We start from the raw sequence: 25,198 nt of genomic DNA on the forward strand, positions 1-25,198 counted from the left end.
TGGCTGATAACTATGTTGAAGATACAGGGATAGCGATGGCCTGTCAAGAGAGAATAAAGCCAAATTAGTCTAGGATTATCACTAAAACTATCGGTTACGTTTGCGGATACGTTACCGATATATGGTTATGGTCATGTTAAATATGATAATTTAATTATTTCTATATTTGCTCAATTCACAGATCGTTTCTATTGAAAACATTATAAATATTAGAATAGTACAATGATAAGCTGTCCCAAGTGTTCCGACGTAGGGTCGATTATGAAGGCTGGTTATGTCCGCAATAAACAGCGGTATGTCTGTAAGGCTTGTAATTATTTCTTTACCCTTGCCGATCCACGACATCCAGTTCCACGACAAAAAAACAGGCGGCATCAAACAACGATCATTGATATCGCGCGTTCCATTGGCGTGTCTAACTCAACTGTTTCGCGGGCTCTGCACGGCCATGCGGATATTAGTCCTGAAACGCGCCAGGCCGTGCTGGATATGGCTTCGCAAATGGATTATCAACCCAATCAGCTGGCTTATAATTTGGTAAAAAGCAGGACCAATACGATTGGAATGATTGTCCCAGAATTTCACAATCCCTTTTTTCCAAATGTTATTATTGGTGCGCACAATGTGCTCACTGAGGCGGGTTATAATCTCACCATCATGCAGTCCAATGAGTCGTATCCGGTTGAAGTATCCAATACCAGAACGATGCTTGCTAACCGTATTGATGGTTTATTAATTTCTCTGACGCAGGAAACAAATAATTTTGATCATTTAAAAGTTTTTGAAAAACGTGGTATTCCACTGATCCTTTTCAATCGGGTCTGTGATAACATAGCGGCTCCCAAGGTAGTGGTTAACGATTTCGATGCCTCATTTTCGGCAGTTGAGCATTTAATATTAAATGGTTATGAGCGCATTGCGCACCTCGGAGGGCCGCTTACATTGCTGGTCAGTCGGGAGCGCCTGCGCGGGTACCGGGCAGCTATGGAAAAACATGGAAAGACTATTGAAGAGAACATGATTATTCAGGGTATGTTTTCCCATCAGAAAGCCAGGATTTATGGCAAATATTTACTGGATCTGGAAAACAGACCGGACGCCATTTTCGCTGTAAACGATTCGGCAGCCATTGAAATCATGTTAATGGCTATGGAAAAAGGAATCAGAATTCCGGAAGAATTAGGCGTCGTCGGTTTTAGTGACAATCCCGAATCTGCCTATATAGGTCCAGGACTCACCACGATCCGCCAGCCTACTATGGAAATAGGAACAACAACGGCACAATGGATTTTACAAATGGTGGATTCGGATGCTGATATTTCTCTGCCATTGGAAAAAATACTGAATACGGAGTTGATTGTCAGAGGATCTTCGAGGCGCATTTAAGAATTTATGTATATCGCTATGTCTATAGAAACTGTATTGTACGAAAACAGGCAAGGACCTAGCAAATTTGCTAAGTCCTTGACTTATATTGGTTTTACTGAGATTTTGGCGGGCAATCAGATTTTAAGAATCACATTTTTCACGCCCATACCATTCGCAACTCGCAGTATTTTTGAGCTTTTTAAATAATTTTTCGCTTGTTGAAAATAGAGGCAAGCCCGGCTGTGGAGCGGTTACTTACCTTACCGAAGGTTTCAAAACCGAATATTTCAAATTTTCAACAGTAATTCCCGAGACAGATTTGATGAACAATTCGGACAAAGGGTTTTCAGGAAAGAAAATATCGGTCATTACGGTAAGTCCGTTGTCAGCGAATAGTTCAACTGAGGCTACATCGGCGATCAATGTGAGAGGAATACTACTTGTTTCCGCAAACCTTGGCGCGACGTGTTTTGCTGCAAAACCTTTTTCAAAGTCTATATGACCCGACTTGGAGCGGTCGATGTAAAACTGATTTGCGGCTTTGTCATATCCGACGATAACTTCGTTCCCCGCCTGATTTGCCAGCACTATTGAAAAGTCTTCTTTGCTTTCGGCAGTTAAATCAAGGCGGAATAAGCCCGTATTATTTTTCGCTTTATCTGTCAGGTTTAATTGACCTTTCACTTTCAAATTTTTCAGCGAAAAACCTGTGGAATTTATGACATCCAGCTCCTTAACCGGAACCGAGGTAAGGTAAGTCTCTTTCCCAACCGTTTTCAAACCCAGCTCACGGGCGATCGTATTGGCACTGCGCCAGGGATCGGTCGGAACTTGATTGGCGTACTGCCAGTTGCTCATCCAACCCATCAGAATGTTGCGCTCACCGGTATTTGAAAAGGTAACGGCAGCATAATTATCTGTTCCGTAATCCAGCCATTTGGTTTCTTTTGAGTTGGAAGTGAAGGTTTTTCCATCAAAATCGCCCAGGAAATACTGGCCCGCAGAACCTTTATTTGGGCCTCCTGGATTGATGTTCACGATCAGTACCCACATTTCTTTTCCTTCATGTTTTACAGGAAAAAGGTCCGGACATTCCCACACACCGCCATGTCCGCCCTCACTGGCACCAAAATCGCTTTCGCGGGACCATGATTTAAGATCCGTAGAGGAGTAAAACGTGATCCGGTCTTTTGTTGCTAATGTCATGATCCATTTTTTCTGAGGCTCAAACCACCTTACTTTTGGATCCCGGAAATCGCTGATGCCAGGATTTGCAAGAACAGGATTACCTTTGTATTTGGTCCAGGTTTTGCCATCGTCCAGGCTGTATGCGATGCTTTGTGTTTCATGTTTTCCCGTCTTTAACTTTTCCTGCACGGGATCATGATGCGTGAAAATGGCTACAAGTGCATTTTTCCCAAACCCGGCCGTATTGTTTTTGTCGACCACCGCACTTCCCGAAAATATATAACCAAGACTGTCAGGATATAAAGCAATTGGCTGCTCTTTCCACGAGATCATATCTTTACTTGTTGCATGTCCCCAGTGCATCGGTCCCCAAACTTTGGCGTCCGGATAGTATTGATAGAAAAGGTGGTAAATTCCGTTGTGATACACCATACCGTTAGGGTCGTTCATCCAGTTGGCCTTTGGTGTAAAATGGAATTGAGGGCGGAACTTTTCCTTAAAGTCCTGTGCTACCAGTGCAGATCCTGCCCACAGTGATATGATAAACAGGCAAATCGTTATTTTTTTCATAAAAAATGTTGGTTTGAAATGGGAAACCGGCAGTCAGCGATCAGCGTTTGACCCGCTGAAAGCCGACTGCCGAAGGCCCTGCTAAAATCCCGGATTTTGTTTATAAAGACCTTTTGTGAAACTTATCTCCCGCTGTGGAATAGGGAGGTATTCATCTCTTCCCGCAGTGAATTTTGCTGTCGCCAGAAACTGTCTTCTTGTTTTTTCCTTGTCAATGTACGCATTCAATGTCTTTTCAGCAATTCCCCAACGTACGAGGTCAAAGAAACGCGGACTTTCAGTGGCAAATTCCAGCCTTCTTTCCCACTGTAATGCCTTTCTTGCAAAATCCTGAGACCAGCCCGATGCATACTCTTTGATATTATATCTGGATGGCATGGTTCCATCCGTCTTTTTTAGCCGCCCGGTACTTGCCGCTGCGCGTCTTCTGATCTGGTTGATCAGCGGAAGTGCCAGTGCCTGCTGCCCAAGTTCGATATAAGCTTCGGCCTGCATCAGGATCACATCATCGTAGCGGATGATATCAATGTTTTTTGACGAGCCAATAAAAGGACCTTCCTTATGATATGAAGAACTCGTAGAAAGCTGTTGCTCTTTCATCGTGTGAAAAAATCCATAAACGCCCGGGTCACGTATCCAACTGTTGCTGAATGGCTTGGTCGCATCGTATTTGTAAGGATGTCCGTCAATGCCAATGGTATGGTCTACGCGCGGATCAACAGTTTCTGAGTTGAAATCTACATTTTTATCATTGAAGGTATCAAATAATGGCAGGCCGTTTGCATCCGTTTTGTAAGCATTTGCGAGATTCTGACTTGGCTGGTGAAAGCCGCAGCATCCGTACTGGGGCGCTCCATGCGGGTAGTTCAGTCCTGTCACATAACTTAATCTGCCGGCAGCGGTACCGTCGTTGATAGAATACTGAATGGCAAAAATTGACTCCGGACCGTTCTCGGTTTCGGCAATGAAGTTTTCAGCAAAATCGGGTTGCAGGCTGTATTGTCCTGAGGCAATAACCTGCTGGGTGAGTGTAACAACCTCCTGCAATCTGGTTTTATTGATGCTTGTAACCTTATGCGTATCGTCCTGCTCATAAGCCTGATATAACCTCAGCTTAGCAAGGTAGGCGGCTGCGGATAATTTGTTGGCGCGGCCAACCTGATTCTGTTTCTGCGGCAGATTGTCCATGGCAAACTGGAAGTCTTCGCCTATTTTATTCCATAGTTCATCGTTTTTATACCGCACGTTAGACTCTTTCAGGATATCCTCGCTGCTCATTACTTCGGTAATGTAAGGGATGTTTTTGAAGAGCATTTTAAGCATAAAGTGGGAGTGGCCGCGAAGGAAACGCATTTCAGCCTCGCGCGTTTTTTTCAAAGGGAATTCCTCCTCGGTAACTGTGTTCAGGCTGGCCAGTGCGGCATTGGCTCTGGAAATGGCTTTGTAAAAATTCTCCCAGGTATACGGATGCATGAAGGTCAGATCCGGTCTTGTCAGGTTGTAATGTTCGTAAAAGTCTACTTCGGCAACATCGGCAACACCGCCGCCGCCCTTATACGCATCGTCTGAGCGGACACTTCCATAAACCCACATACTGGTCATGGGGCCGATCATCTCATCATTCCCGATTCCTGCATAAGCGGCTGTTACCAGAGATTCCGCAGCTGACGCTGACTTTACGTTATCGGATGACAACAACCCCTGAGGCTGATAGTCAAGGTAATCCTTGCAGGATGAAGTGATCAAAAGGCTGCCAGCCAGTGCAAGGGAATATATATATTTATTTTTCATTGTTCGAAAAGGATTAGAATGAAACATTTAGTCCAACAGTAAGCGTGCGTGGAATCGGAATGGCGTTGATATCTGTGCGTTCCGGATCGGGTCCAAGGAAACTTTTGGATTTGACAAGGAAAAGATTTTCTGCCATTACATAAATACGGATGCGCTGCAGCTTGATTTTCTCAACAAAGGCTGAATTGATAGCATAACCCAACTGTACATTTCTAAGCTTGAAGTAAGAAGTGTTCACGTTAAAATAGTCCGAAGTCCTTGTTTCATTGTTGGAGTCAGATAGAGAAAGTGCGGGGATCCTGGAACCTGTATTTGTTGTTGACCATGCGTCGAATACACCCGGTCCGACATTCTCGCGGCCGCGGACGAAGTTGTTGTAAAAGGTATACGAATCAAATCCTTTTCTGCCTGCAATGCCTGAGCCAAAAACAGACAGATCAAAGTTTTTGTAAAACACTTCCACTTTCAGGTTGTATTCAAATGCCGGCAGCGTTGTGCCAAAGAAAACCCGGTCCAGATCATCAATTCTTCCGTCACCGTTTGTATCTACATAACGGATGCGGCCCGGACCAGCGCCTACCTGGGTCGGTGCTGCGTCTACTTCCTGTTGATTTTGGAAAAGACCGTTGGTTTTATAACCGAATAGATCAAACTGTGAATGTCCAAGGATTGTGTTTGTTACATTTCCTGCATAAGCGGCTCTTACTTCTTCCGGCAGTTCAGTAATTTTATCCCTGAAGCGGCTGACACCGGTCATGATATTGTAGGTAAAATCGCCTTTTGGTTTGGCATAATATCCCATCGAAAATTCAAAACCACGATTGGATTTTGCAGCACCGTTCACCACTTTTAATTGTCCTTCGCCCACGGCAGAGGCAACAGGCGGTGTGATCAGGATGTCACTGGTTTTGCGGGTGAAATAGTCAAATGAACCCTGGATACTTCCATCAAGAAATCCAAAATCGACACCAACGTTTGCTTCATTGGTACTTTCCCATTTCAGATTAGGGTTAGCACCCTGAATTGAAACAATTCCCGAGGGAAGGTTTCCCGTATTCGCTCCATTCAGATCGTAAGCCGTTCCGATGTTATAATACTGATCAAAAAAGCTGTTGTGCCCGTTTGGAAATTGTGATTGTCTGCTGCCATAGCGCGTGTCATACAATCCGAACCGTGCCAGATCTCCGATTTCCTGGTTACCAACCCGCCCGACGCCTGCACGAAGTTTCAGGTTACTGATTTTCTTTACATTTTTAAAGAATGCTTCTCTGTCAATTCTCCATCCAATCGAAGCTGCCGGGAAAATACCATAGGCATTCTGGCTACCAAAGCGGGAAGAACCATCGCGGCGGATCGTGACCGCTGCCAGATAGCGGTCAGAAAAACCATAGTCAATCCGCGCAAATTGTGATAATAACCGGCTTCCTGTACCTGTTCCGGTTACGTTGGTATTACCCGTGCCTGCATTTAGTACGAAATAATCCTCGGTTTGAACACCAAATCCTTCTTTTCTTGCAATCTGGTTATCCAGTGTATTTTTAATTGCTTCGGTACCGATCAGAAATTTCAGGTGATTATTTCCAAGATCAAGGTTATAACGTGCCGTGTTTGTCCAGGTCAGACTTAGATAGCGGTTTTCATCCAGTGTCAAACTGTTGCTGGTGCGTCCGAAAGAACCTTCTTCGAAAGCCTGCTCGATGTTTTTAAAACGATAGTTTGCATTATCAGCACCCAGACTTGTTTTGATAAAGAGATTTTTTACCGGCTGGATTTCGACAAAAACATTACCAAAAAGTGTCATTCGGTTTGTGTTATCCCATTTATTGATATCCTGCATGTGAAGAGGATTGTTTCTATCCGAGTAACCGGAACCGATCGCTCCACCCCAGGAACCATCTTTGGCGTAAACCGGAATGGTGGGAGCAAGTGTCACAGCCAGGCCGGGTGTCAGTGCGCCGCCGATGTCGGTAGAAGCCAGCGTTTCATTGGAAGTCGCCAGCTGCACATTGGCACCGATTTTTAGTTTCTGATCAAAGGCGCTGGTCAAAGCATTGATCCGGCCGCTGATTTTTTCGTAATCTGTAAACCTCAGCATACCGGTATTTTTGAAGTAGCCAAGATTGACCTGCAGGGAAGAGGTTTTATTTCCACCTGATATGGTTAGTTCGTTATTGGTAACAATGCCTGTTTTATACATTTCCTTTTGCCAGTCAGTATCACCTGCCGGCATGTTCGGGTTTCCGCCTACCAAAGGTTGAACCGTAACACCGTTCAGCACAGGGTTACTAAAATCCTTGTTCCAGTCAAATGCATAAAGCGCACCGTAACCGTCTTCTGGATTAACACCGTCATTTACAGATGCTCTCCATAAAGCCCTGCCTCTGTCGACTGAATTCAGCATTTTAAACCGCGCATATTTTTCCGACTGTGCGGAAATGCTGCTGTTAAAATCAACATTGATCTTTCCGTTGGTATTTGCACCGTTTTTGGTTGTAACGATAATGACGCCATTAGAAGCCCTTGAACCGTAAATAGAAGAAGCGGAGGCATCTTTAAGCACCTGGATGGACTCAATTGAATTTGGATTTAATCCTTGAAAAACTTCCGGTCTTTTTGTAGGCACACCATCAATGATGTAAAGAGGGTCCGTATTTCCAAGCGTGTTGGCTCCCCGGATCAGTATCCTTGAATTGGTACCATTAGGTGAACCTGTTTTTTCAATATATAACCCTGGAACACGTCCCTGCAATGCCTGCATTGGATTTCCTGAGCTGATATTTTTAAGCGGTGCCATATCGACCACCGCAATCGCTCCGGTTAGATCTTCCTTTTTTGAAGATGTATAACCAACCACAACCACTTCGCCAAGATTTTTGGAATCGTATTCCAGCGTTACATCCAGTTTGGAACTGTTACCGGCCGGAAGTTCCTGAGCGATCATACCCACGTAAGAAAACACCAGCGTCGCAGAAGGGGAAACCGAAATGGAATATTTTCCATCAACATCTGTAATCGCACCGTTAGTCGTTCCTTTTTCAAGTATGCTTACACCCGGCAGACTAAGCCCGTCTGAGGCCTTAACGATACCGGTCAGGGTACCTTTGTTTTGTGCCCATGCAAATTGCAGGCCGCACAGGATGGCAAACGCCAGCATTAGTAATCTTTTTTTCATGAAATTATTGTTTAATGTTTATGAAATGATCGAGTTCTGATTCAGCGATGTGTGGTGTAGCACCATGGTATGAAGCAACCAATGCACCGACAGCACAGGCTTTTTGGAGTGCCAGATTGATGGGAGAGCCACACATATATTCTTTAAGAAACATAGCCAGGAATGAATCTCCGCTGCCTATGGTATCCTGTACTTCCACTTCATAGCCGCTTTGTGCGTGAAAACCTTCACTGGAAAGTGTGATTGCTCCATCGGCTCCCAGCGTGACACAAACCAGTTTCAGCTCGAAACGTTCGTAAAGAAATTTCATCTGGCTTTCCAGCTCAGGTTGTATGCCAAACCAACCGCAAACGATATTGAGCTCATGCTCGTTTACCTTTACAATATCTGCCTCTTTCAAAAGCTGTTCGGTTGTAGTCCTGTCCAGATGTGGGGGACGGATGTTTACGTCAAATACTTTTAGCCTGGCATCTTTCAACAACTCAAAAAGCGTATCACGCGACTGCTGACTGCGAACCGAAAGCGTCCCAAACACAAAAGCATCTGAATCTTTTACCAGTTGTTTGTTTTCCGGCGTAACCTGGATGTAATCCCAGGCAACTGGCTGTACAATTTTATAAGTAACCTCTGTTTTGTCGGTCAGGTTGACTTTTACAATTCCGGTCAGGTGGGTAACTCCGGTTTGGATAAAGTCTGTATTGAAATTCTGATCGTTCAGATAATCCATAAGTTCGACACCCAGGTCGTCATCACCAACTCTGCTGATAAAGGCAGGGTCCATATCAAAGTTTTTGAGATGGATAGCTACATTCATGGGCGCTCCGCCGGGCTGCTTTCCCGAAGGCAGCATATCCCATAACATTTCTCCAAAAACGGTTATTTTAGGTTTCATATAAAATGAGAAATTAATGTAAAATCATAGTTTTGTCGGTGCGTTCCAGCGAGGTACCTTTCGTTTCAGGCATGATCCGCCACACGAAAATCAGCTGTAAAACCATCATGACTGCGAAGAATGAAAATGTGATCCCACCGCCCAGGTGTTCGGAAATGATGGGGAAGGAAAATGCGATAATGGCCGCCATGAACCAGTGTGTAAAACTTCCGAGCGCCTGCCCGTTGGCACGCACTTCGTTGGGGAAAATTTCTGAAATAAATACCCAGATGACAGCTCCTTGCGAGAAGGCAAAAAATGCGATGTAAACAAAAAGAAAAACCGGAACGCCCGTGAAATCCTGTATAAAAAAGGCCCTGGCAACGAGTCCCAGCGTGATAATAACACCTACCGAGCCGATGGCCATCAGGGTACGTCTGCCAAAACGATCAATAAAATTGATGGCAAGAAGTGTAAAGGCAAAGTTGACCAAACCGATGCCGGCGGACGATAAAAATGCTGCTTTTGCACCCAATCCGGTCATTTCAAAAATACGTGGGCTGTAATAGATGATGGCATTAATTCCTGAGACCTGATTGAACACGGCAAACAGAATAGCCAGTGTAACGGGCGTTTTGTATTTTGCAGAGAACAACCTGGCTTTTGGCTTATCTTTTGACTGCTCGTTTGCATTCAGGATCGCGAATAAGGTTTCTTCACTGGTGTCGGGATCGATAATGTCCAGCACTTTTTTAGCCTGTTGCACATCGCCTTTTTTCATGATCAGCCAACGTGGACTTTCAGGAACGTATAAAATGGATAATAGGAAAATAAGGGAGGGCACCGCTTGAACTCCCAGCATCCAGCGCCAGGCATTATCTCCCATGTCCTGCATGAAGTAATTAGAAAAATAAGCGATAAGTATTCCGAAAACGACGTTGAACTGGAAAAGGCCGACCATTTTTCCACGCGACTTGGCAGGAGAGATTTCAGATATATACATCGGAGCTGCAACGGAAGAAGCACCTACGCCCAGGCCGCCAATAAAACGGAAGAAAATAAATGTATACCAGTCGGTGGCAAACGCGGAGCCCAGGGAAGAAACAAGGTATAAAACGGCGATCCAAAATAAGGTTGTTTTTCTTCCCAGCCGGTCAGCCGGAATTCCACCCAACATCGCGCCGATTACTGTTCCTATTAAGGCAATGGAAACGGTGAAACCATGTTCAACGGCAGACAAATCCCATAATTGCTGAATCGCTTTTTCCGCCCCGGAAATAACGGCGGTGTCGAAGCCAAAAAGAAATCCGCCAAGGGCTACGACGACCGACCAAACTAATACCTTACTGTTTTTCATTGATAGTTCTGATTTTTTGTCAAAACTACCGCCATAGGCTACCCGGAATAACTAAATAATATCTCAAAAAAGTTAAACTTTGATACAATGGTATTTCGAAGCGATATACTTGTGATAATCAATGATTTAGGGAGGGATTTAAATTTTGATACATCAACAGTATTTCAAAAATGATACATAAACTTTCAAAAATGTATCATTTTTAATTACTGGTATGTCAGATAATTGTATAATTGATTTAAAATATAATATATAAGTAAGGTTACTTATGATTTTTTATATTCCATCGGCGTTTGATTATATTTTCCCTTGAAGGCTGTTGAAAAATAGGTAGGAGAGGAGAATCCTACCTTGTAGGCGATATCTGCGATCGTAAGGTCGTCCCGCCTCAGCAGGAACCTGGCTTTATTGAGCCTGACCTGCTGGATGTATTCGTTGACACTCATGCCTACCAGTGCTTTTACTTTGCGGTAAAGCTGCACCCTTGACATCCCAAGATCTCTGCCGATGTCTTCCACACTCAGTTCAGAATTGTCATAATGTTCTTCAACATAGGCTGTGAATTGTGTGATAAATTTCTTGTCGAGTTTATTGGGATTCGATGCAGACGACGTTTCAATCGGCAGTTCACTGGTATAATGTTCACGCAGCAACGACCGGTTTTTGAGTAAGGTTTTTATACTTTCCTGCACATACTGAAGATTAAAAGGCTTTGTGATATAAGCATCCACTCCTGTTTGGATGCCTTCTATCTGCTGCTCAATTGTAGTCCTTGCTGTTAGCAGGATCACCGGAATGTGCGAGGTGCGGAAATCTGTTTTCAGTATTGAACTCACACTGAGTCCGTCTTTTTTAGGTAATGTTACATCGCACACGATCAGATCCGGAATATGCTCGAAAGCCAGTCTCAAACCCTCTTCACCATCATTCGCAACCCAGATTTGATAATGCATTTTTAACTTTTGTTCCATAAGCCGCACCAGGTCGCTGTTGTCCTCGATGATCAGGACAGACTGGTCATGGGATGAAACTTCATTTGCAGAAGAAGCTTCCGGACCGATTTGTTCTTCCTGAAGTTCAAAGTTGCGGATCAAAGAAAAATCCTCCGTTTGTTCTGCGCGCAACTCTTCCTGCTGAAAATGGGTATTACCAAGAGGCAACTCAATCGTAAAGGCAGTTTCTTTGTTAGGCTGGCTGACTACTGAAATACTTCCTTTGTGCAACGAAATAAGCTCTTTGGAAAGTGCGAGGCCCAAACCTGTTCCCAGTGCTTTGTAGCCGCTTTCAGCCTGATAAAATACCTCAAAAATATGTGCAACTTCCGATTCCGTCATCCCGATTCCATTGTCTTCCACGGTAATCTGCACCTTATCCGGCGCGGATGTTTTGATATACAAATAAACCCTTCCTTTGTCAGCCGTAAACTTAAAGGCATTAGAAAGTAAGTTAAAGATCACTTTATCCAGCATCATGGGGTCGAACCAAACCATCACTTCGGCCTCCCGGGTGATCAACTGAAAATCAATTTTACGTTTTGAAGCAATTCTTTCAAACGCAACCATGATATCTTTTACAAATGTTATCAGATTATGCTCGCCGGCGCGTACCTGCATACGGTGACTTCCCAATTTCCTGAAATCCATCAGCTGGCTCACAAGCCTGAGCAGTCTGAGCGTATTTTTACGGATCATCGAAAGTTCTTGTCTGATCAATGGATCCCGGATTTTTTCGCTGGCCAAAACATCCTCAATAGGTGCAAGAATCAGCGTAAGAGGCGTACGGAATTCGTGCGAAATGTTGGTGAAAAATTTGAGTTTGGATTCATTTTCAATTTCAGCACTTTGGGCAAGCTGTTCAATCTGGTTTTTCTGATCCGATATTTCATGATTCTGAACTTCCAGCCGGCGGTTGATCTTCCTGTTTTCACGTAAAGAGTAAAAGGAAATGGCTCCAAAAATCAATGCAAGCGCCAGGGTGATGGATACATTATAAATGACAATACTCTGATTTTCTGAAATAGCGCGCTGCTCTTCGATTTTCTCCTGGCGGCGCTCTATATCCTGCTGCTGCGCCACCAGTTTTTCACTCTGCAATTTCATGATCCGGACGTTGGTCGAATCTATCATGGTGATCTGAAGCCGGTTCTCCCTTTTAAAAGGTTGTTTTTGCAGGATTGAAATTGCTGTCCTTATTGCCTCTTCGCCTCCTGTTGGATATAAAATCGTGGCATTCAAAATACCTTTATCAACCAGATCTATCCCGCCATTGATTCCTGACAGCCCGTCGACACCGATTAACCGTATCTTTTTTTCCAGGCCTAAATTTTTACACACCTTAAATGCTGTGAGTGCTCGGCGGTCATTCTGACAGAAAATAACGTCAATATCCGGATGGGTTTTCAGAAGTTTGGTAAGCGGCGTTTCAAAGGAATATTTATCCCAGTCGCCATCCAGTTTTGCTTTTAGTTTAATTCCAGGGAAACGGTTAATAGTTTCCATAAAACCCTTGTGTCGGTCAATATCCGCCGATGAGCCCGGTTTTTCACTTATTTCAATTACCTCTCCGTTTCCTTTTAACAGCGTATTCGTATATGCTCCCGCGATTTGCCCAACCTCCACATTGTCCGCACCAACATAAGCAGTATACTGGTCAGAATTGGTGCGCCGGTCGAGAATGATGACCGGAATACCGTTTTGATATGCTTTTTCAACAATAGGCGTAATAGGCTCGGCTTCGTTAGGTGATATGATAAGCAGATCAATATCCTGATTCAGAAGTTCTTCTATTTGTGTGATCTGTTTTTTGCTCTGCCCGCCAGCATCTTTCATAATAAAGTTAATCTCCGGATTGAAAGACAACTCCCGGTACATACTCTCCTGCATGGTCTTACGCCATTCGTCCGCACCTGTGCATTGCGAAAAGCCAATCGTGAATTGTTTGGGCTCCTTTTTAGAGCAGGCGCTTAAAACAAATAGAATGATGATGGTGGCGAAGTATTTCAATTCTTTCAGCTGTTTATGCAATATTCTGGATTAGGTCAAGTCTGTTATTGTTCATATTTCAAACAAATTGTTAAAATTGCGATGTGTGCAGTACGAAAAAATTAAACGAGGATACCAAACGCGCATTTGTAGAATATCTGATACGACCGGAAATTTTATAGATTGTCAATACGCTTGTTACCTAACTGACTCCACAGACAAATTTAGAGAATAAAAACGGGTCAGTATTATAAAATCAAATTGTCAAAATCAATGATAAGTAATCAGGAGATGTATTGCTCTATTGTGGAATCTGTAATTTAAGCCGAATTCCTTTTGTTTACAGTAATTCCACAAAAAGTGTAACTCTTAGATCTTGTGGGCTATTGCAAATTAAAACGGCTAACTTTAAAAAATAGCCGTTCTAATTAAGGCAATGATACACCAATTTACACTAGAAAATAGTTCAAAGTGACAATCAATAAGGTAATAGAAAAGAAGACTACAGTTCATGAACTTTAGTCTATCTTCCTTTTTCGCAGAGGCCATAAATGGCCAGAATATTTAATCTCAATGATTTGATCTCGCTTCAAAACATTTAATTCTCAGGCTATTGTACTTTCACAATAAGCAATTTTGTGCCGATAGATCAGACACATTTCGTAACACTTTTCCATCTTAAATAAGTATTCACTCTGCTGGTTACCTTCCGTTGGCTACGTTATAGTATCATAGATGAGGACTAATGAAGTTTTTTGTCGTATAGAATATTTGTTCTGGACTTCCAAAATTCAAAAAAATGCAATAGCAAGATGTTGATCATAGAATTTCAGTGGTTCTTTTTCCAAATCCGACAAACGGTAACGCCACGTTTTCACTGAATGGCCCGCAGAAAAAAAGAGGTATCTGTAATCAATGCCCGTGGAATACCTGTCAGAAGCTATCTGGTAGCTCCGAAAGCAGCCAGGAGCAACTGCTGATCCAGAGCAAACAGCTATAAGCGAGTGTTTATTTTCTGAACATCCACTACCCAACGGCAGAAAAGTTGTCAGGAACGAAACTGGTTTCGAACTGACTTACAGGCTGTTCATCAACTTCGTAAGTGTTCTTTAAACCTTCAAGTTATCCTGTCAAAAGTCGACAGGATAACTTGAAAAATTTCTACTAACCTTTTCTAAAAGATTCTGGCTCTAGGCTCCAGCGCGTTCCGCCTGATTGAGACACGCAAACACTTCCCGATAGAATTCGGGGTGCGATTGCCAGGTCTGCCCGGTGATCATATTCCCGTCCCGGATCGCCTGCTGGGTAGAATACGTGCCTCCTCCTATTTCAATTTCGGCACGGACATGCTCGTAAGCAGTTACAGTTCGATTTTTGGCCAATCCCGCTGTGACGAGAATCTGTATGCCGTGACAGATGGCAAAGAGCCATTTGCCCTTTCTGTCAAACTCTCGGACTACGTCCAATAGCGCAGCATGGTTCCGAAGGTATTCGGGGGCCCGGCCACCCAGCAGAAGAATGGCATCATAATCGTCTACGACCACTTCGTCAATCGTCAGATCGGAATCCAGACAATAGCCGGGCCGCTCAACATACGTATCCCAGCCAGGTTCAAAATCATGCATCACCAGATTAAGGCGGCGTTTGCTCGGAGCGGCAATCACGGCGATGTCGCCTTCTTCCTGAAAGCGGTGCACAGCGTATAGTGTTTCGTAACTTTCGCCACCATCTCCGGTGACGATCAAGATTTTGCGATTCATGATGGCAAGAATTTATATACGGACGATTAAAAAAGCCGATTTGACCAGCTAATCAACCAAAAGCCAAAACCCGGCGTATCCTACCTGCTGCGGTTGATTTCCTTCACTTTCCTGCCAACCAAAATCACCTTAATCACGAATCAGTTTTCTTACCGCAATTGTTTTCCCATTTTCAAACCGAATAGGATACAAAAGCCTTTAAAGTTATAAAAGCAGAGCGGTGCCTGGTAGATTTCATCTTGAGTGAAAAATTGTTTTATAGATAGAAATCGAAAAAATGAAAAAGGTCTTTGGGGGGCCGAACTCTTATGTCCGAGACTGCAAATTTGAAGAAATGAAGCGTGCAGTCGTTAGCCCAAAAAGTACGTTCTCTTGCTTATTTTGAACAGAACGCACATTGTATGCTTTTCTGAGTAGATTGTTTTGATATGCTTAGTAACATGACCGAAATGTGGTAAATAAGGAAGCTGGTTGTCACTTCAAATAGCACAATGTTGAGGAACAAGCTGGATGTTTGGAGCTTCGGGGGACTTACATTATTGTTTGACAGTAGTTGAGTAAATCACATTCAAATATACAGGCTTCTTAACCTCAACATGACCATAGCGTTTACCATGTCTGAGCATTACGTCTACGATAATGGATAATTGCTAAATTAAATTTTGAATATTTAATACTATTCCATTTAATATTTTGATTTTTTTTCTTATAGCCAACTTTTTTATAAGTTTAATGTAGGGTAAATTGTTGAAAACTTGTCTGAAAGAAGCAACGCCTTCAACTCATCATGGACAACCAACGAATGACTAGCAAAACACAGAATGATTTTGAGGATTTCCGGTCAAAGACAGATCAGGTCATAACGTTCTCTGAAACAAAATATGTTGTTACCACCGATGATGAACGGCTCCTTCGTGAAACATTTGCTGTGAATCCAAAGCAGGGTTGCTCGCTGCTGTTTTGCCGTTATTACGAAAGTCTTTGTAGTCATGCGATACGGTTTGTACACTCGAAGGAAATTGCTGAGGATATTGTTTCTGAGCTATTCGCATCATTCTGGCAAGAGCGAAGTTTCGATCAGGTTACTAGCTCTTACCGCGCCTACCTTTACAAAGCGGTGCGTCACCGAGCATACAACTATCTGCGGTGGCAGGTTCATTTAACAGAATCGCTGGATTCTGTCAGCGTCACGACTGCGTCTAAGATCGTCAATCCTGATGATGCGCTACTCTACTCTGAGCTTCATATCAAAGTCGAATGGATTATCCAGCAGCTACCCCCGCAATGCCGCAGGGCATATCTGCTTAAAAGGGTAGAAGGTATGAAATATGAGGAAATAGCCTCAGAAATGCACATAAGTGTAAAAGCTGTCGAAGCATTGGTCAGCCGGGCTCTATTAAGGTTACGTACAGATCTGAAAGAAAACTGGTTTCTGTGTTTTTTGCTCGTTTTCGTGCTCTAAAACACTGTATCATTTTCTCAGCGATCATTCTAAATAAACACATCAACTTTTCATGAAAGAATTAGTAACCAGGGAGTTTTTATTTGATTTTTTTGATGGGAAGACCACCTCTATCCAAAGGAAATTGATAGAAGAGTGGCTCAAAAATACCTCCAATGAAGAAATGTTTTATAGCTGTGTAGACGAATGGGAGAGGCTGCATCCTCAGTTTTCCCCAGAGCGGCAAACGGCACAGCAGAAATATGAGCTGATTTTAGAAGGAGAGAGCATATCGAATGTTAAATGTAAAGTTTTGTTAGAAAAAGATGTATCCAGGAAGTTTTTAGGTAGTGCCAATTTATGGTTTGCGGCTGCGGTTTCACTGTTGTTTCTGATAACTTTTGTTTTCAGGGAACGGATTATTTTTGAGATATATACTCCTCCGTTAGGGCAAACTTCAAGTTTTTTTCTGGCTGACGGCACGCAGGTGGTACTGAATTCCAATTCGACACTGAAAGTACCCCGCTTTGGTTTCGGGAGTGATGCCCGAGAGGTGCAACTTTTCGGGGAAGCTGAATTTAAAGTTACACACCTGAAAAATAATCTGAGATTCCGGGTTGTAATGGGTGATGGTTATCAGGTCGAAGTGCTCGGTACTGAGTTTATGGCTTTTTCGAGAGCAAGCAGGAAGAGTATTTTTCTTTTAAAAGGGAAGGTGAAACTTGAACTTCCAAAAGGAAAACGTCTATACATGAAGCCAGGAAGTTATTTTTCAGCTAATGCAGCAGGTGAGTTTAAAATCACCAACCCCAAAGAAATTGTGGCGTTTACAGCCTGGAAGGAACAGGCCTTTTATTTTGACAATACCCAGCTTTCCGAAGTGGCGCGGCAAATACAGGAAAGATTTAACGTAACGGTAAGAATACCAGACAAAAACCTGGCCAAAACACGTATCGGAGGTATTTACAAAGCCAGGGATGCGGATGAGCTACTTGAAATACTATCCGTATTACTTGAGATAGACATTACACAAAAATCAGATTTTATCGAACTCCGAACTTCCAAATCTTATGACCTATGAAAATTACATTTCTACAAACGTGGCTTGTATGTACCGGCATTGGCATTTCCAGCATGGGAACTGCTCAGGATATCGCGTTTGTCCGAACATCAGGAGCTCCTGCGATGGCACAGCAAAACACCCAGGTTACCCTCAAACTTAAAGACGTTTTGCTTGACCTGGGTAGGAAATATCAGGTCAGTATTCTCTTTGAGGAATCTACGATAAACGGTGTTACTGTTAAAACAAGTAACAGCACGGATGCGCTCAGACTCGAACAACAGCTGGAAACCTTGCTTACTCCTATGGGCCTGGAATTCAGGAAAGCTGGGAAAAGGGCGTACGTCATAAGGAGAAAAGATCAAAAAGAGAAAGTAGAACAAGCATCTACCAAGTCTATTCAAATGCCCGAAGAGGCGAATTTAGTTCATCTCATAAGCCAGACAAACGTTTTATCTGAACTTCGTGAGGTTTTGGTCAAAGGAAAGATCACCGATAAAAATGGAGGAACACTCCCAGGTGTCAGTATATTAATCAAAGGAAGCAGCAAAGGCACGGTGTCTGATCAGGACGGGAATTTTTCAATCGAAATAGGCCAGCAGAATATCGTCCTGGTTTTTTCCTTCATTGGTTATGAAACAAAAGAGGTTTTGGTGAATAACCAGACTACGCTAAATGTCCAGCTCACTTCTTCGGTCAGCAGTCTGAGTGAGGTTCTCGTGGTTGGATATGGTACGCAGCGTAAAGGCGATATCACTGGATCTATCGGTTCTTTATCTGCTAAAAATATCAAAGAAATACAGGTAACAAGTTTCGAGAATGCTATTCAGGGCCAGATAGCCGGTGTGCAGGTCCAGGAGCCGAGTGGAGAGCCAGGAGCTGCAACAACCATCCGGGTTCGCGGTCTGGGATCGGTATCAGCTGGAAATGAGCCGCTTTATGTGATTGATGGATTTCCGGTGACTAAAAATATGGATCCCGGAATTCAGGGCGATATTACACGGCGCACCACTGCATTTGCGCTTCCGGCTTCTAATCCGCTGGGCACGATTAATCCGAATGATATTGAGTCCATTGAAGTTTTAAAGGATGCCTCCGCGGCAGCTATTTACGGATCGAGGGGGTCAAATGGTGTAATTCTGGTCACTACAAAAAAAGGAAAAAGAAGCTCCAGGCCGGTTATTGGTTTCGACGCCTATTACGGAGTGCAGTCGGTTGCTAATAAGGTAAAGCTGATGAATTCGGCGGAATTAACCTCTTATGTATTGGATTCAAAAAATAACGCCTATCTCCAGGATGTAACCAGTGCCAATATCAATGACAGCAATGCCACACGTTATACTAAAACTACTAACGGGAGCTATTTTATACCAGATGATTATGCAAATCCTGACGGCACAGACACAGATTGGCAGAAATTGATTTTCCATTCAGCACCTGTGCAGAGCTATAATGCATCCGTATCGGGTGGAAGCGAAAATGTGAATTATTATTTTTCAGGTGGATATTTCAATCAGGAGGGTATCATCGAACGGAGCGGCTTCAAGAGATATAGTTTCAGAGCCAATCTGGAAGCCAGTCCTGTCAAAAAATTAAAGGTAGGTTTTGGATTAAGTCCGTCTTTTACCAATACACAGCGTTCTCCTGCCGGAGCACCTTACTTTGCTGACCCCCCGGGTATTGTTTATTCGGCACTTGTAACCTCGCCAACGGTAAAACCATATCTGGCAGATGGGACTATTAACCAGACTGATAACCAGTCGCACTTGTTAACCTCTGATGGGCGAGGCGCGAATATGACCGCTGCCAGCAACCCTCTGGCTATTATTAAATACGTGACGGATGAGCTTCGCCAGTTCAGGGTTTTCGGGAATGTTTTTGCGGAATATGAAATACTGAGCGGGCTTAAATACAAGCTTTATACCGGCGTCGATGTGAACAGCTACAACCGTTCCTTCTATATGGCGCGGGCATTTTTGAACAGAAACGCAACGGTTGGTGATCCTTATGCTCAATCAAATGCCTCATTAAATTACAACTGGCTCGTCGAAAATACGATTTCATACGATAAACGATTTGGTAAAGATCATAGTGTTTCGGCTGTTGTAGGATACAGCGCACAAAAAGACAGATTAGATGCAAACCAGGTTTACGCCCAGAATCATCCCGATGATCTGTCGCCAACCATTAGTGGAGGGCAGGTGACCAGCGGTGGAGATAACCGTCAGGAATGGTCATTGGTATCTGCGCTTGCCAGGGTAAATTATTCTTTCAAAGACAAATACCTGTTTACTGCAACGATACGCTCTGACAGATCCTCACGTTTTGGAGCGGGAAATAAGACGGGCACATTTCCATCATTTTCGGCAGGATGGAGATTGTCGGAGGAGTCTTTTATGAAAAGTCTCGCTTTTGTCAGTGATCTGAAATTACGTGGAAGCTGGGGTAAGACAGGTAACTTTCTGATTCCGAACTATGCAGCCATCGGACTATTAAGCCCTTATAACTATGTGCTTAATAATGTGCTTGTCAATGGTATTGCGCCTATAACAATCAATAACGACAAATTGACCTGGGAAAAGACAACACAGGTTGATTTGGGTTTTGATCTGGGATTATTTCGCGACCGGTTGTTCGTTTCTGCGGACTGGTATAAAAAAACGACTTCAGATCTTTTGTTAAATGTTCAGGTTCCTGCTTCGGTAGGTTTTACGACCGCTCTTCAAAACATAGGTGAAGTTGAAAATAAGGGTGTAGAACTGACCATTTCAAGTCGCAATATCGTAGGCGGCTTCACCTGGACGACCGATCTGAATATTTCTGCGAATAAAAATAAGGTATTGAAATTGGGGCCAACCGGTGATCCGATCCTGAGTACTGGTGGCGCTGGTATCCGGCATGTAACCCAAATTGGCGCTCCAATCGGCAGTTATTACGGGTATGTGGTGGAAGGCATTTATCAAACGCAGGACGAAATTAACGCTGCACCAAAAGATGCACTCGCTCCGGCGGCGCGTCCGGGAGATTTTAAATTTAAGGATGTAAACGGTGATGGCAAATTGGATGCGAGCGATCGTACAGTGACCGGAAATTATATGCCTGATTACATGTGGGGAATCACCAACCGGTTTAGTTTTAAAGGAATGGATCTGAGTGTTTTCTTTCAAGGTGTTCAGGGTTCTAAAATTCTCAATCTTACCAGAAGACATTTAGGAAATGGAGAGGCAGCTACCAACTCTTATGCTGACTGGACAGAAAGGTGGATCTCTGCTGAAAATCCAGGGAATGGTGTTATCCCTCGCGCAGACAGATTGACGGATTTACATGGAGGAAATAACCGCCCTTCATCATTCCAGGTCGAGGACGGGTCTTACATCAGGCTTCGTAGCATAACACTGGGTTACACGTTCCCTAAAAGTCTTTTAGGTACTAAAATACAGTCTCTGCGGGCATATACATCAGCCACCAATTTGTTTACTAACACGAAATACATCGGTTATAATCCCGAAGTCAACAATCAGGCCGGGCTCACCGGCGTGCAGGGTGAAGACTACGGCGCATATCCGTTATCCCGTAATTTTACTTTCGGACTTAACGTAACATTTTGATTTTCGGAATGCTAAAGCTTACTTTAAAAGTCAACTGATATGAAATTCAAATACATTTATCTGATACCGTTAATAGCCCTGACATCATGCAGTGAAGATTTCACCAATCTTAATCCTGTTTCACAGCGTAACGTTAACGGTTTCTACCAGACCGCCGGTGATATGAATACGGCCATTAATGCGGCCTACAAGGTGCTGCAAAATACAGGAGCTTATAATCAGAGCTATTGGATCATGCAGGAAATGCGTTCTGATAATACGGACCAGGGGCCAGATGGTACCGGTCTTGGCGCGGAACTGACGGTCATTGATAATTTCTCCGAGATTGCAACCAGTGAAATGATCACCGCTGCCTATACGGATTCCTACCTCGGCATTGCACGGAGTAATATTGTGCTTGACCGTATCGAGCCGATCACCATGGATGCTGTATTAAAAGAACGGATCAAGTCGGAAGCCCTTTTTCTCAGATCTTTGTTTTACTATAACCTTGCCATTTCGTTTGGTAATATTCCTATGCCTTTGAATGAACCGGCGTCTGTATCTCAGGGAGGATCGCTTCCACAGTTGCCAGCCTCGGAGATTTACAAGCAGCTCACTGCCGACCTTATCAAAGCGGAAGCCGGACTTCCGGTTAAATATACCACAGCGGCAGATATCGGAAGAGCTACCAAGGGTGCTGCCGCTGCCTTGCTTGCAAAAATATATCTGACCATGGGTGACAAAACCGCTGCCATCCCGGTACTTCGCCGAATTATTTCTTCTTACGGTTATTCGCTGCTGCCCAATTATGCCAGTCTGTGGGGGATTACGAGTAAAAACAATGCAGAGTCCATTTTTGAAGTCCAGTACAAGGGAGGCGGAACGGGAACCGGAAATACTTTCACCAACGCTTTTTCTCCACTTTTAAGACAAACAACCGGAGCATATAAAAATCGTCCGACAGTCAATATGATGAGGGCTTACGAACCAGGTGATGACCGTTTTCTAAAATCCATGGACAGCAGTTACGTCAATGCCCAGGGTGTTTTACTTTCCAGCTCAAAAAATGATGTACGGTTTATCACCAAATATGGCAAAGAAAATACCTTCAATGAAAATGATGCTTCTTACAATTTTGTCGTGCTCCGCTATGCAGATGTACTGCTGATGCTTGCCGAAGCACTTGGAGAATCTGAGGAAGCTTATGGATATATAAACCAGGTGAGGGCACGGGCAAAACTTTCTCCGATTAATGCAGCAACAGCAGGCACTTTTGCAGATAAACTTCTCCAAGAACGCCGGGTGGAACTGGCCTTTGAAAACCATCGATGGGCGGATCTGCTAAGGTTTGGAAGAGCCGCTGAGATTCTGAAAGCTCAGGGTAAAACCGCACGGCTTCTATATCTGATCCCGCAGCGCGAGCTTGATATTAACGCATCTTTTAAGCAAAATTGAGTACTGATATTCCTGAACCCCTAATTTATTTATTCATCTTACTGTTGATTCATGCATCTTAACTTCAAAAGAGCAGTGGTATGCTTATGCCTATGGCTTGGCTATGGGGCTGCACAACCGGTCTGTCGGGCTCAAATGCCTGCCAAACCCTCATCATCCAGAATTTTACAGGACATAAAAAAGCTCAATGTGCTGGGGAATGTACTTTATATGGCTGCCCATCCCGACGATGAAAATACAAATTTTATTGCTTACATGGCCAATGAAAAATTGTACAATACCAGCTATCTGGCACTGACCCGGGGTGATGGAGGTCAGAACTTGATCGGTCCGGAAATCAGGGAGCAACTGGGAATGATCCGTACCCAGGAGTTGCTTCAGGCGCGCCGTACTGATGGCGGAAAACAGTTTTTTTCAAGGGCGAATGACTTTGGTTTTTCCAAAAATCCTCAGGAGGTTTTTACGATTTGGGAAAAGGAAAATTTGCTGGCCGATGCCGTTTGGATAATACGCAATGTAAAACCAGACGTGATTGTAACGCGCTTTCCGCCCGATTCCAGGGCGGGCCACGGGCATCATAGCGCCTCGTCCATTTTGGCGGAGGAAGCTTTTGATGCCGCAGCAGACCCCAAACGTTTTCCGGAACAGCTCAAATACGTACAGCCATGGCAGGCAAAACGGTTGCTTTGGAATATCGGCATGTGGGGTATGCTTAACAGAGCCGAATTTGTAAAAAATGCAAAAGACTATCTTCGGATCGACGTGGGTTCTTACAATGCCCTTCTTGGGAAGTCGTATGGTGAAATTTCGGCAGAAAGTCGAAGCATGCACAAAAGCCAGGGATTTGGATCCATTGGGAGCCGGGGGATTTCAGTTGAGTACCTCCAGCATACAAAAGGTGAAAAGACTTTGACGGATTTGTTTGAAGGTGTTAACACTTCCTGGGGCAGGGTAACGGGTGGTCAGAACATAGAGTCGATGGTACAAACTGCTGTAAAAGAATATGATCCGGCCCACCCGGAGGCGAGTGTAAGCTCACTGCTTAAAATCAGGACACAACTGCAAAAGCTACCTGACGGATTCTGGAGAACCACCAAACTTAGAGAAATAAACGAAATCCTGAAAAACGCTCTCGGCCTGTTCCTTGAGGTAACAGCCGCGGACTATGCTTATACGCCCGGTGAGTCAATGATTATGTCGGTAGAAGCTATAAACCGCTCGGCTTCGAATGTAATTCTGCAAAAAATTACGTTTCCTTTTCAGTCAAAAGATTCGGTATTGGCAGCCCCGCTAAAAACGAATGATGGTTTATCTTTTGAAATCAAAACTAAAATTCCGCCGAAAACTGAAATTTCTCAGCCTTATTGGTTGCGGAAAGAAGTAGGCTATAAAGGTCTTTTTACTGTTGACAATCAGCTTGAAATAGGATTGCCAGAGAATCCGCCTGTGGCTACCGTACAGTTTGAGTTGACAGTGGAAGGCGAACCGTTACAGTTTACTGCGCCGGTTGTTTACAAGAAAAAGGATCCGGTGATCGGCGAAGTGTATCAGCCGCTGGTGGTGACGCCTCCGGTTTATGCCAACATCGCGCAGGAGGTTTATATGTTTAACGATGAAAAGCCCAGAAAGGTCATTGTCGGAATAAAGGCAGGAAAAGACAACTGCCACGGTGAGGTGTCGTTGGACATAGCTCCCGGCTGGCGGACTGTTCCAGAGCGTATTCCATTTAATCTTGCAGTAAAAGGATCCGAACATTCGGTTGAATTCCAACTTTATCCTCCGGCGACTTCACAGGAAACAGAGATCAAAGCACTGGTAGAAGTGGAAGGTAAAACCTATGACAAAAGCTTCGCGATTATCAGCTATAGTCACATTCCTGCCCAGGTATTTTTTCCGACCGCTGCCGCAAAGGCAGTAAAGCTTGATCTTGTTAAAAAAGGGAATAATATCGCCTATCTGATGGGAGCCGGAGATCTGATTCCGGTAAGTCTGCGTCAGATAGGCTATGATGTGACGGTACTTGAAGATAAGGATATGTCATTGGATAATCTTACACAATTCGATGCTATTGTGGTGGGCGTGCGAGCTTACAATACCAACGAACGGATGAAACATTATCAGGCAACGCTGATGGATTATGTTAAAAACGGTGGAAATCTGGTTATTCAGTACAATACCAATATGGATCTGGTGATGAAAGATCTGGGGCCTTATCCTTTCGAACTCACCCGCGACCGAATCACTGTTGAAGGCTCAGAAGTTCGTTTTTTAAAGCCGTCAAGCCCTGTTTTAAATTCGCCAAACAAAATTACGCCGAAAGATTTTGATAACTGGGTGCAAGAACGCGGCTTGTATTTTCCTCAGAAATGGTCCCCGCAATACGAGGCAGTGATTTCCTCTAATGATCCCGATGCCCAACCACTTGACGGCGGGATTCTGGTTGCAAAATATGGCAAAGGAAATTATGTGTATACGAGTTTGTCCTGGTTTCGCGAGTTACCGGCTGGCGTCCCCGGTGCGTACCGTGTATTTGTAAATTTATTATCTCTTGGCAAATAGATTGAATTTGAAATGAGTGCGTTTTCGGTTCAAGA

At 43.8% G+C, this 25,198-nt stretch carries 13 protein-coding genes; 6 read left to right on the plus strand and 7 right to left on the minus strand.

The features are described from left to right. The first annotated feature begins 222 nt into the window (after positions 1–222). Complete coding sequence (locus tag AC1XUO_RS24435; protein WP_483332458.1) at positions 223–1,386, plus strand: LacI family DNA-binding transcriptional regulator; 1,164 nt, start codon at positions 223–225, stop codon at positions 1,384–1,386. A gap of 237 nt (positions 1,387–1,623) precedes the next feature. On the opposite strand, the gene AC1XUO_RS24440 is transcribed toward AC1XUO_RS24435, so the two are convergent. From AC1XUO_RS24440 to AC1XUO_RS24470, 7 genes are all read right to left on the minus strand, one after another. Further along, positions 1,624–3,126, minus strand: a complete 1,503-nt coding sequence (locus AC1XUO_RS24440) for a glycoside hydrolase family 32 protein (RefSeq protein ID WP_483332459.1) — start codon at positions 3,124–3,126, stop codon at positions 1,624–1,626. An 81-nt stretch (positions 3,127–3,207) separates the two neighbouring features. Then, entirely contained in the window at positions 3,208–4,917 is a 1,710-nt protein-coding gene (locus tag AC1XUO_RS24445) for a RagB/SusD family nutrient uptake outer membrane protein (RefSeq protein ID WP_483332460.1), read from the minus strand. A gap of 13 nt (positions 4,918–4,930) precedes the next feature. After that, the gene (locus AC1XUO_RS24450; RefSeq protein ID WP_483332461.1) at positions 4,931–8,089 is read right to left on the minus strand and encodes a SusC/RagA family TonB-linked outer membrane protein; all 3,159 of its coding nucleotides are present in this window, start codon (positions 8,087–8,089) and stop codon (positions 4,931–4,933) included. Between the two features lie 4 nt (positions 8,090–8,093). Beyond that, positions 8,094–8,981: a carbohydrate kinase family protein gene (locus tag AC1XUO_RS24455; RefSeq protein WP_483332462.1), complete on the minus strand. Its 888-nt coding sequence runs from the start codon at positions 8,979–8,981 to the stop codon at positions 8,094–8,096. Positions 8,982–8,994: 13 nt separating this feature from the next. Continuing rightward, on the minus strand, positions 8,995–10,317 hold the full coding sequence (locus AC1XUO_RS24460) for a sugar porter family MFS transporter (protein WP_483332463.1): 1,323 nt from the start codon (positions 10,315–10,317) through the stop codon (positions 8,995–8,997). A gap of 266 nt (positions 10,318–10,583) precedes the next feature. Continuing rightward, positions 10,584–13,319, minus strand: a complete 2,736-nt coding sequence (locus AC1XUO_RS24465) for a substrate-binding domain-containing protein (RefSeq protein WP_483332464.1) — start codon at positions 13,317–13,319, stop codon at positions 10,584–10,586. Positions 13,320–14,488: 1,169 nt separating this feature from the next. After that, a complete protein-coding gene (locus tag AC1XUO_RS24470; RefSeq protein WP_483332465.1) occupies positions 14,489–15,058 on the minus strand; it encodes a DJ-1/PfpI family protein in 570 nt (189 codons plus the stop codon). Positions 15,059–15,860: 802 nt separating this feature from the next. On the opposite strand from AC1XUO_RS24470, the gene AC1XUO_RS24475 reads away from it, so the two are divergent. Genes AC1XUO_RS24475 through AC1XUO_RS24495 form a run of 5 tightly spaced genes read left to right on the plus strand, consistent with a single transcriptional unit; the run spans position 15,861 to position 25,163 of the window. Next, the gene (locus AC1XUO_RS24475) at positions 15,861–16,520 is read left to right on the plus strand and encodes an RNA polymerase sigma-70 factor (RefSeq protein ID WP_483332466.1); all 660 of its coding nucleotides are present in this window, start codon (positions 15,861–15,863) and stop codon (positions 16,518–16,520) included. Positions 16,521–16,572: 52 nt separating this feature from the next. Then, on the plus strand, positions 16,573–17,580 hold the full coding sequence (locus AC1XUO_RS24480; protein ID WP_483332467.1) for a FecR family protein: 1,008 nt from the start codon (positions 16,573–16,575) through the stop codon (positions 17,578–17,580). Continuing rightward, positions 17,577–21,167 (plus strand): SusC/RagA family TonB-linked outer membrane protein, encoded by a 3,591-nt coding sequence (locus AC1XUO_RS24485; RefSeq protein WP_483332468.1) that lies wholly within the window; start codon positions 17,577–17,579, stop codon positions 21,165–21,167. The genes AC1XUO_RS24480 and AC1XUO_RS24485 overlap by 4 nt, the downstream gene beginning before the upstream one ends. Before the next feature lie 39 nt (positions 21,168–21,206). Continuing rightward, positions 21,207–22,604: a RagB/SusD family nutrient uptake outer membrane protein gene (locus AC1XUO_RS24490; RefSeq protein WP_483332469.1), complete on the plus strand. Its 1,398-nt coding sequence runs from the start codon at positions 21,207–21,209 to the stop codon at positions 22,602–22,604. Between the two features lie 51 nt (positions 22,605–22,655). After that, a complete protein-coding gene (locus tag AC1XUO_RS24495; RefSeq protein ID WP_483332470.1) occupies positions 22,656–25,163 on the plus strand; it encodes a PIG-L family deacetylase in 2,508 nt (835 codons plus the stop codon). The last annotated feature ends 35 nt before the right edge of the window (positions 25,164–25,198 follow it).

The organism is Dyadobacter sp. HNCC25DJ186, from assembly GCF_056895235.1.

Bases quoted from the DNA above. Each gene is read 5' to 3' on its own strand.
- AC1XUO_RS24435 (WP_483332458.1), top strand. From the start codon at position 223: ATGATAAGCTGTCCCAAGTGTTCCGACGTAGGGTCGATTATGAAGGCT.
- AC1XUO_RS24440 (WP_483332459.1), bottom strand. From the start codon at position 3,126: ATGAAAAAAATAACGATTTGCCTGTTTATCATATCACTGTGGGCAGGA.
- AC1XUO_RS24445 (WP_483332460.1), bottom strand. From the start codon at position 4,917: ATGAAAAATAAATATATATATTCCCTTGCACTGGCTGGCAGCCTTTTG.
- AC1XUO_RS24450 (WP_483332461.1), bottom strand. From the start codon at position 8,089: ATGAAAAAAAGATTACTAATGCTGGCGTTTGCCATCCTGTGCGGCCTG.
- AC1XUO_RS24455 (WP_483332462.1), bottom strand. From the start codon at position 8,981: ATGAAACCTAAAATAACCGTTTTTGGAGAAATGTTATGGGATATGCTG.
- AC1XUO_RS24460 (WP_483332463.1), bottom strand. From the start codon at position 10,317: ATGAAAAACAGTAAGGTATTAGTTTGGTCGGTCGTCGTAGCCCTTGGC.
- AC1XUO_RS24470 (WP_483332465.1), bottom strand. From the start codon at position 15,058: ATGAATCGCAAAATCTTGATCGTCACCGGAGATGGTGGCGAAAGTTAC.
- AC1XUO_RS24475 (WP_483332466.1), top strand. From the start codon at position 15,861: ATGACTAGCAAAACACAGAATGATTTTGAGGATTTCCGGTCAAAGACA.
- AC1XUO_RS24480 (WP_483332467.1), top strand. From the start codon at position 16,573: ATGAAAGAATTAGTAACCAGGGAGTTTTTATTTGATTTTTTTGATGGG.
- AC1XUO_RS24485 (WP_483332468.1), top strand. From the start codon at position 17,577: ATGAAAATTACATTTCTACAAACGTGGCTTGTATGTACCGGCATTGGC.
- AC1XUO_RS24490 (WP_483332469.1), top strand. From the start codon at position 21,207: ATGAAATTCAAATACATTTATCTGATACCGTTAATAGCCCTGACATCA.
- AC1XUO_RS24495 (WP_483332470.1), top strand. From the start codon at position 22,656: ATGCATCTTAACTTCAAAAGAGCAGTGGTATGCTTATGCCTATGGCTT.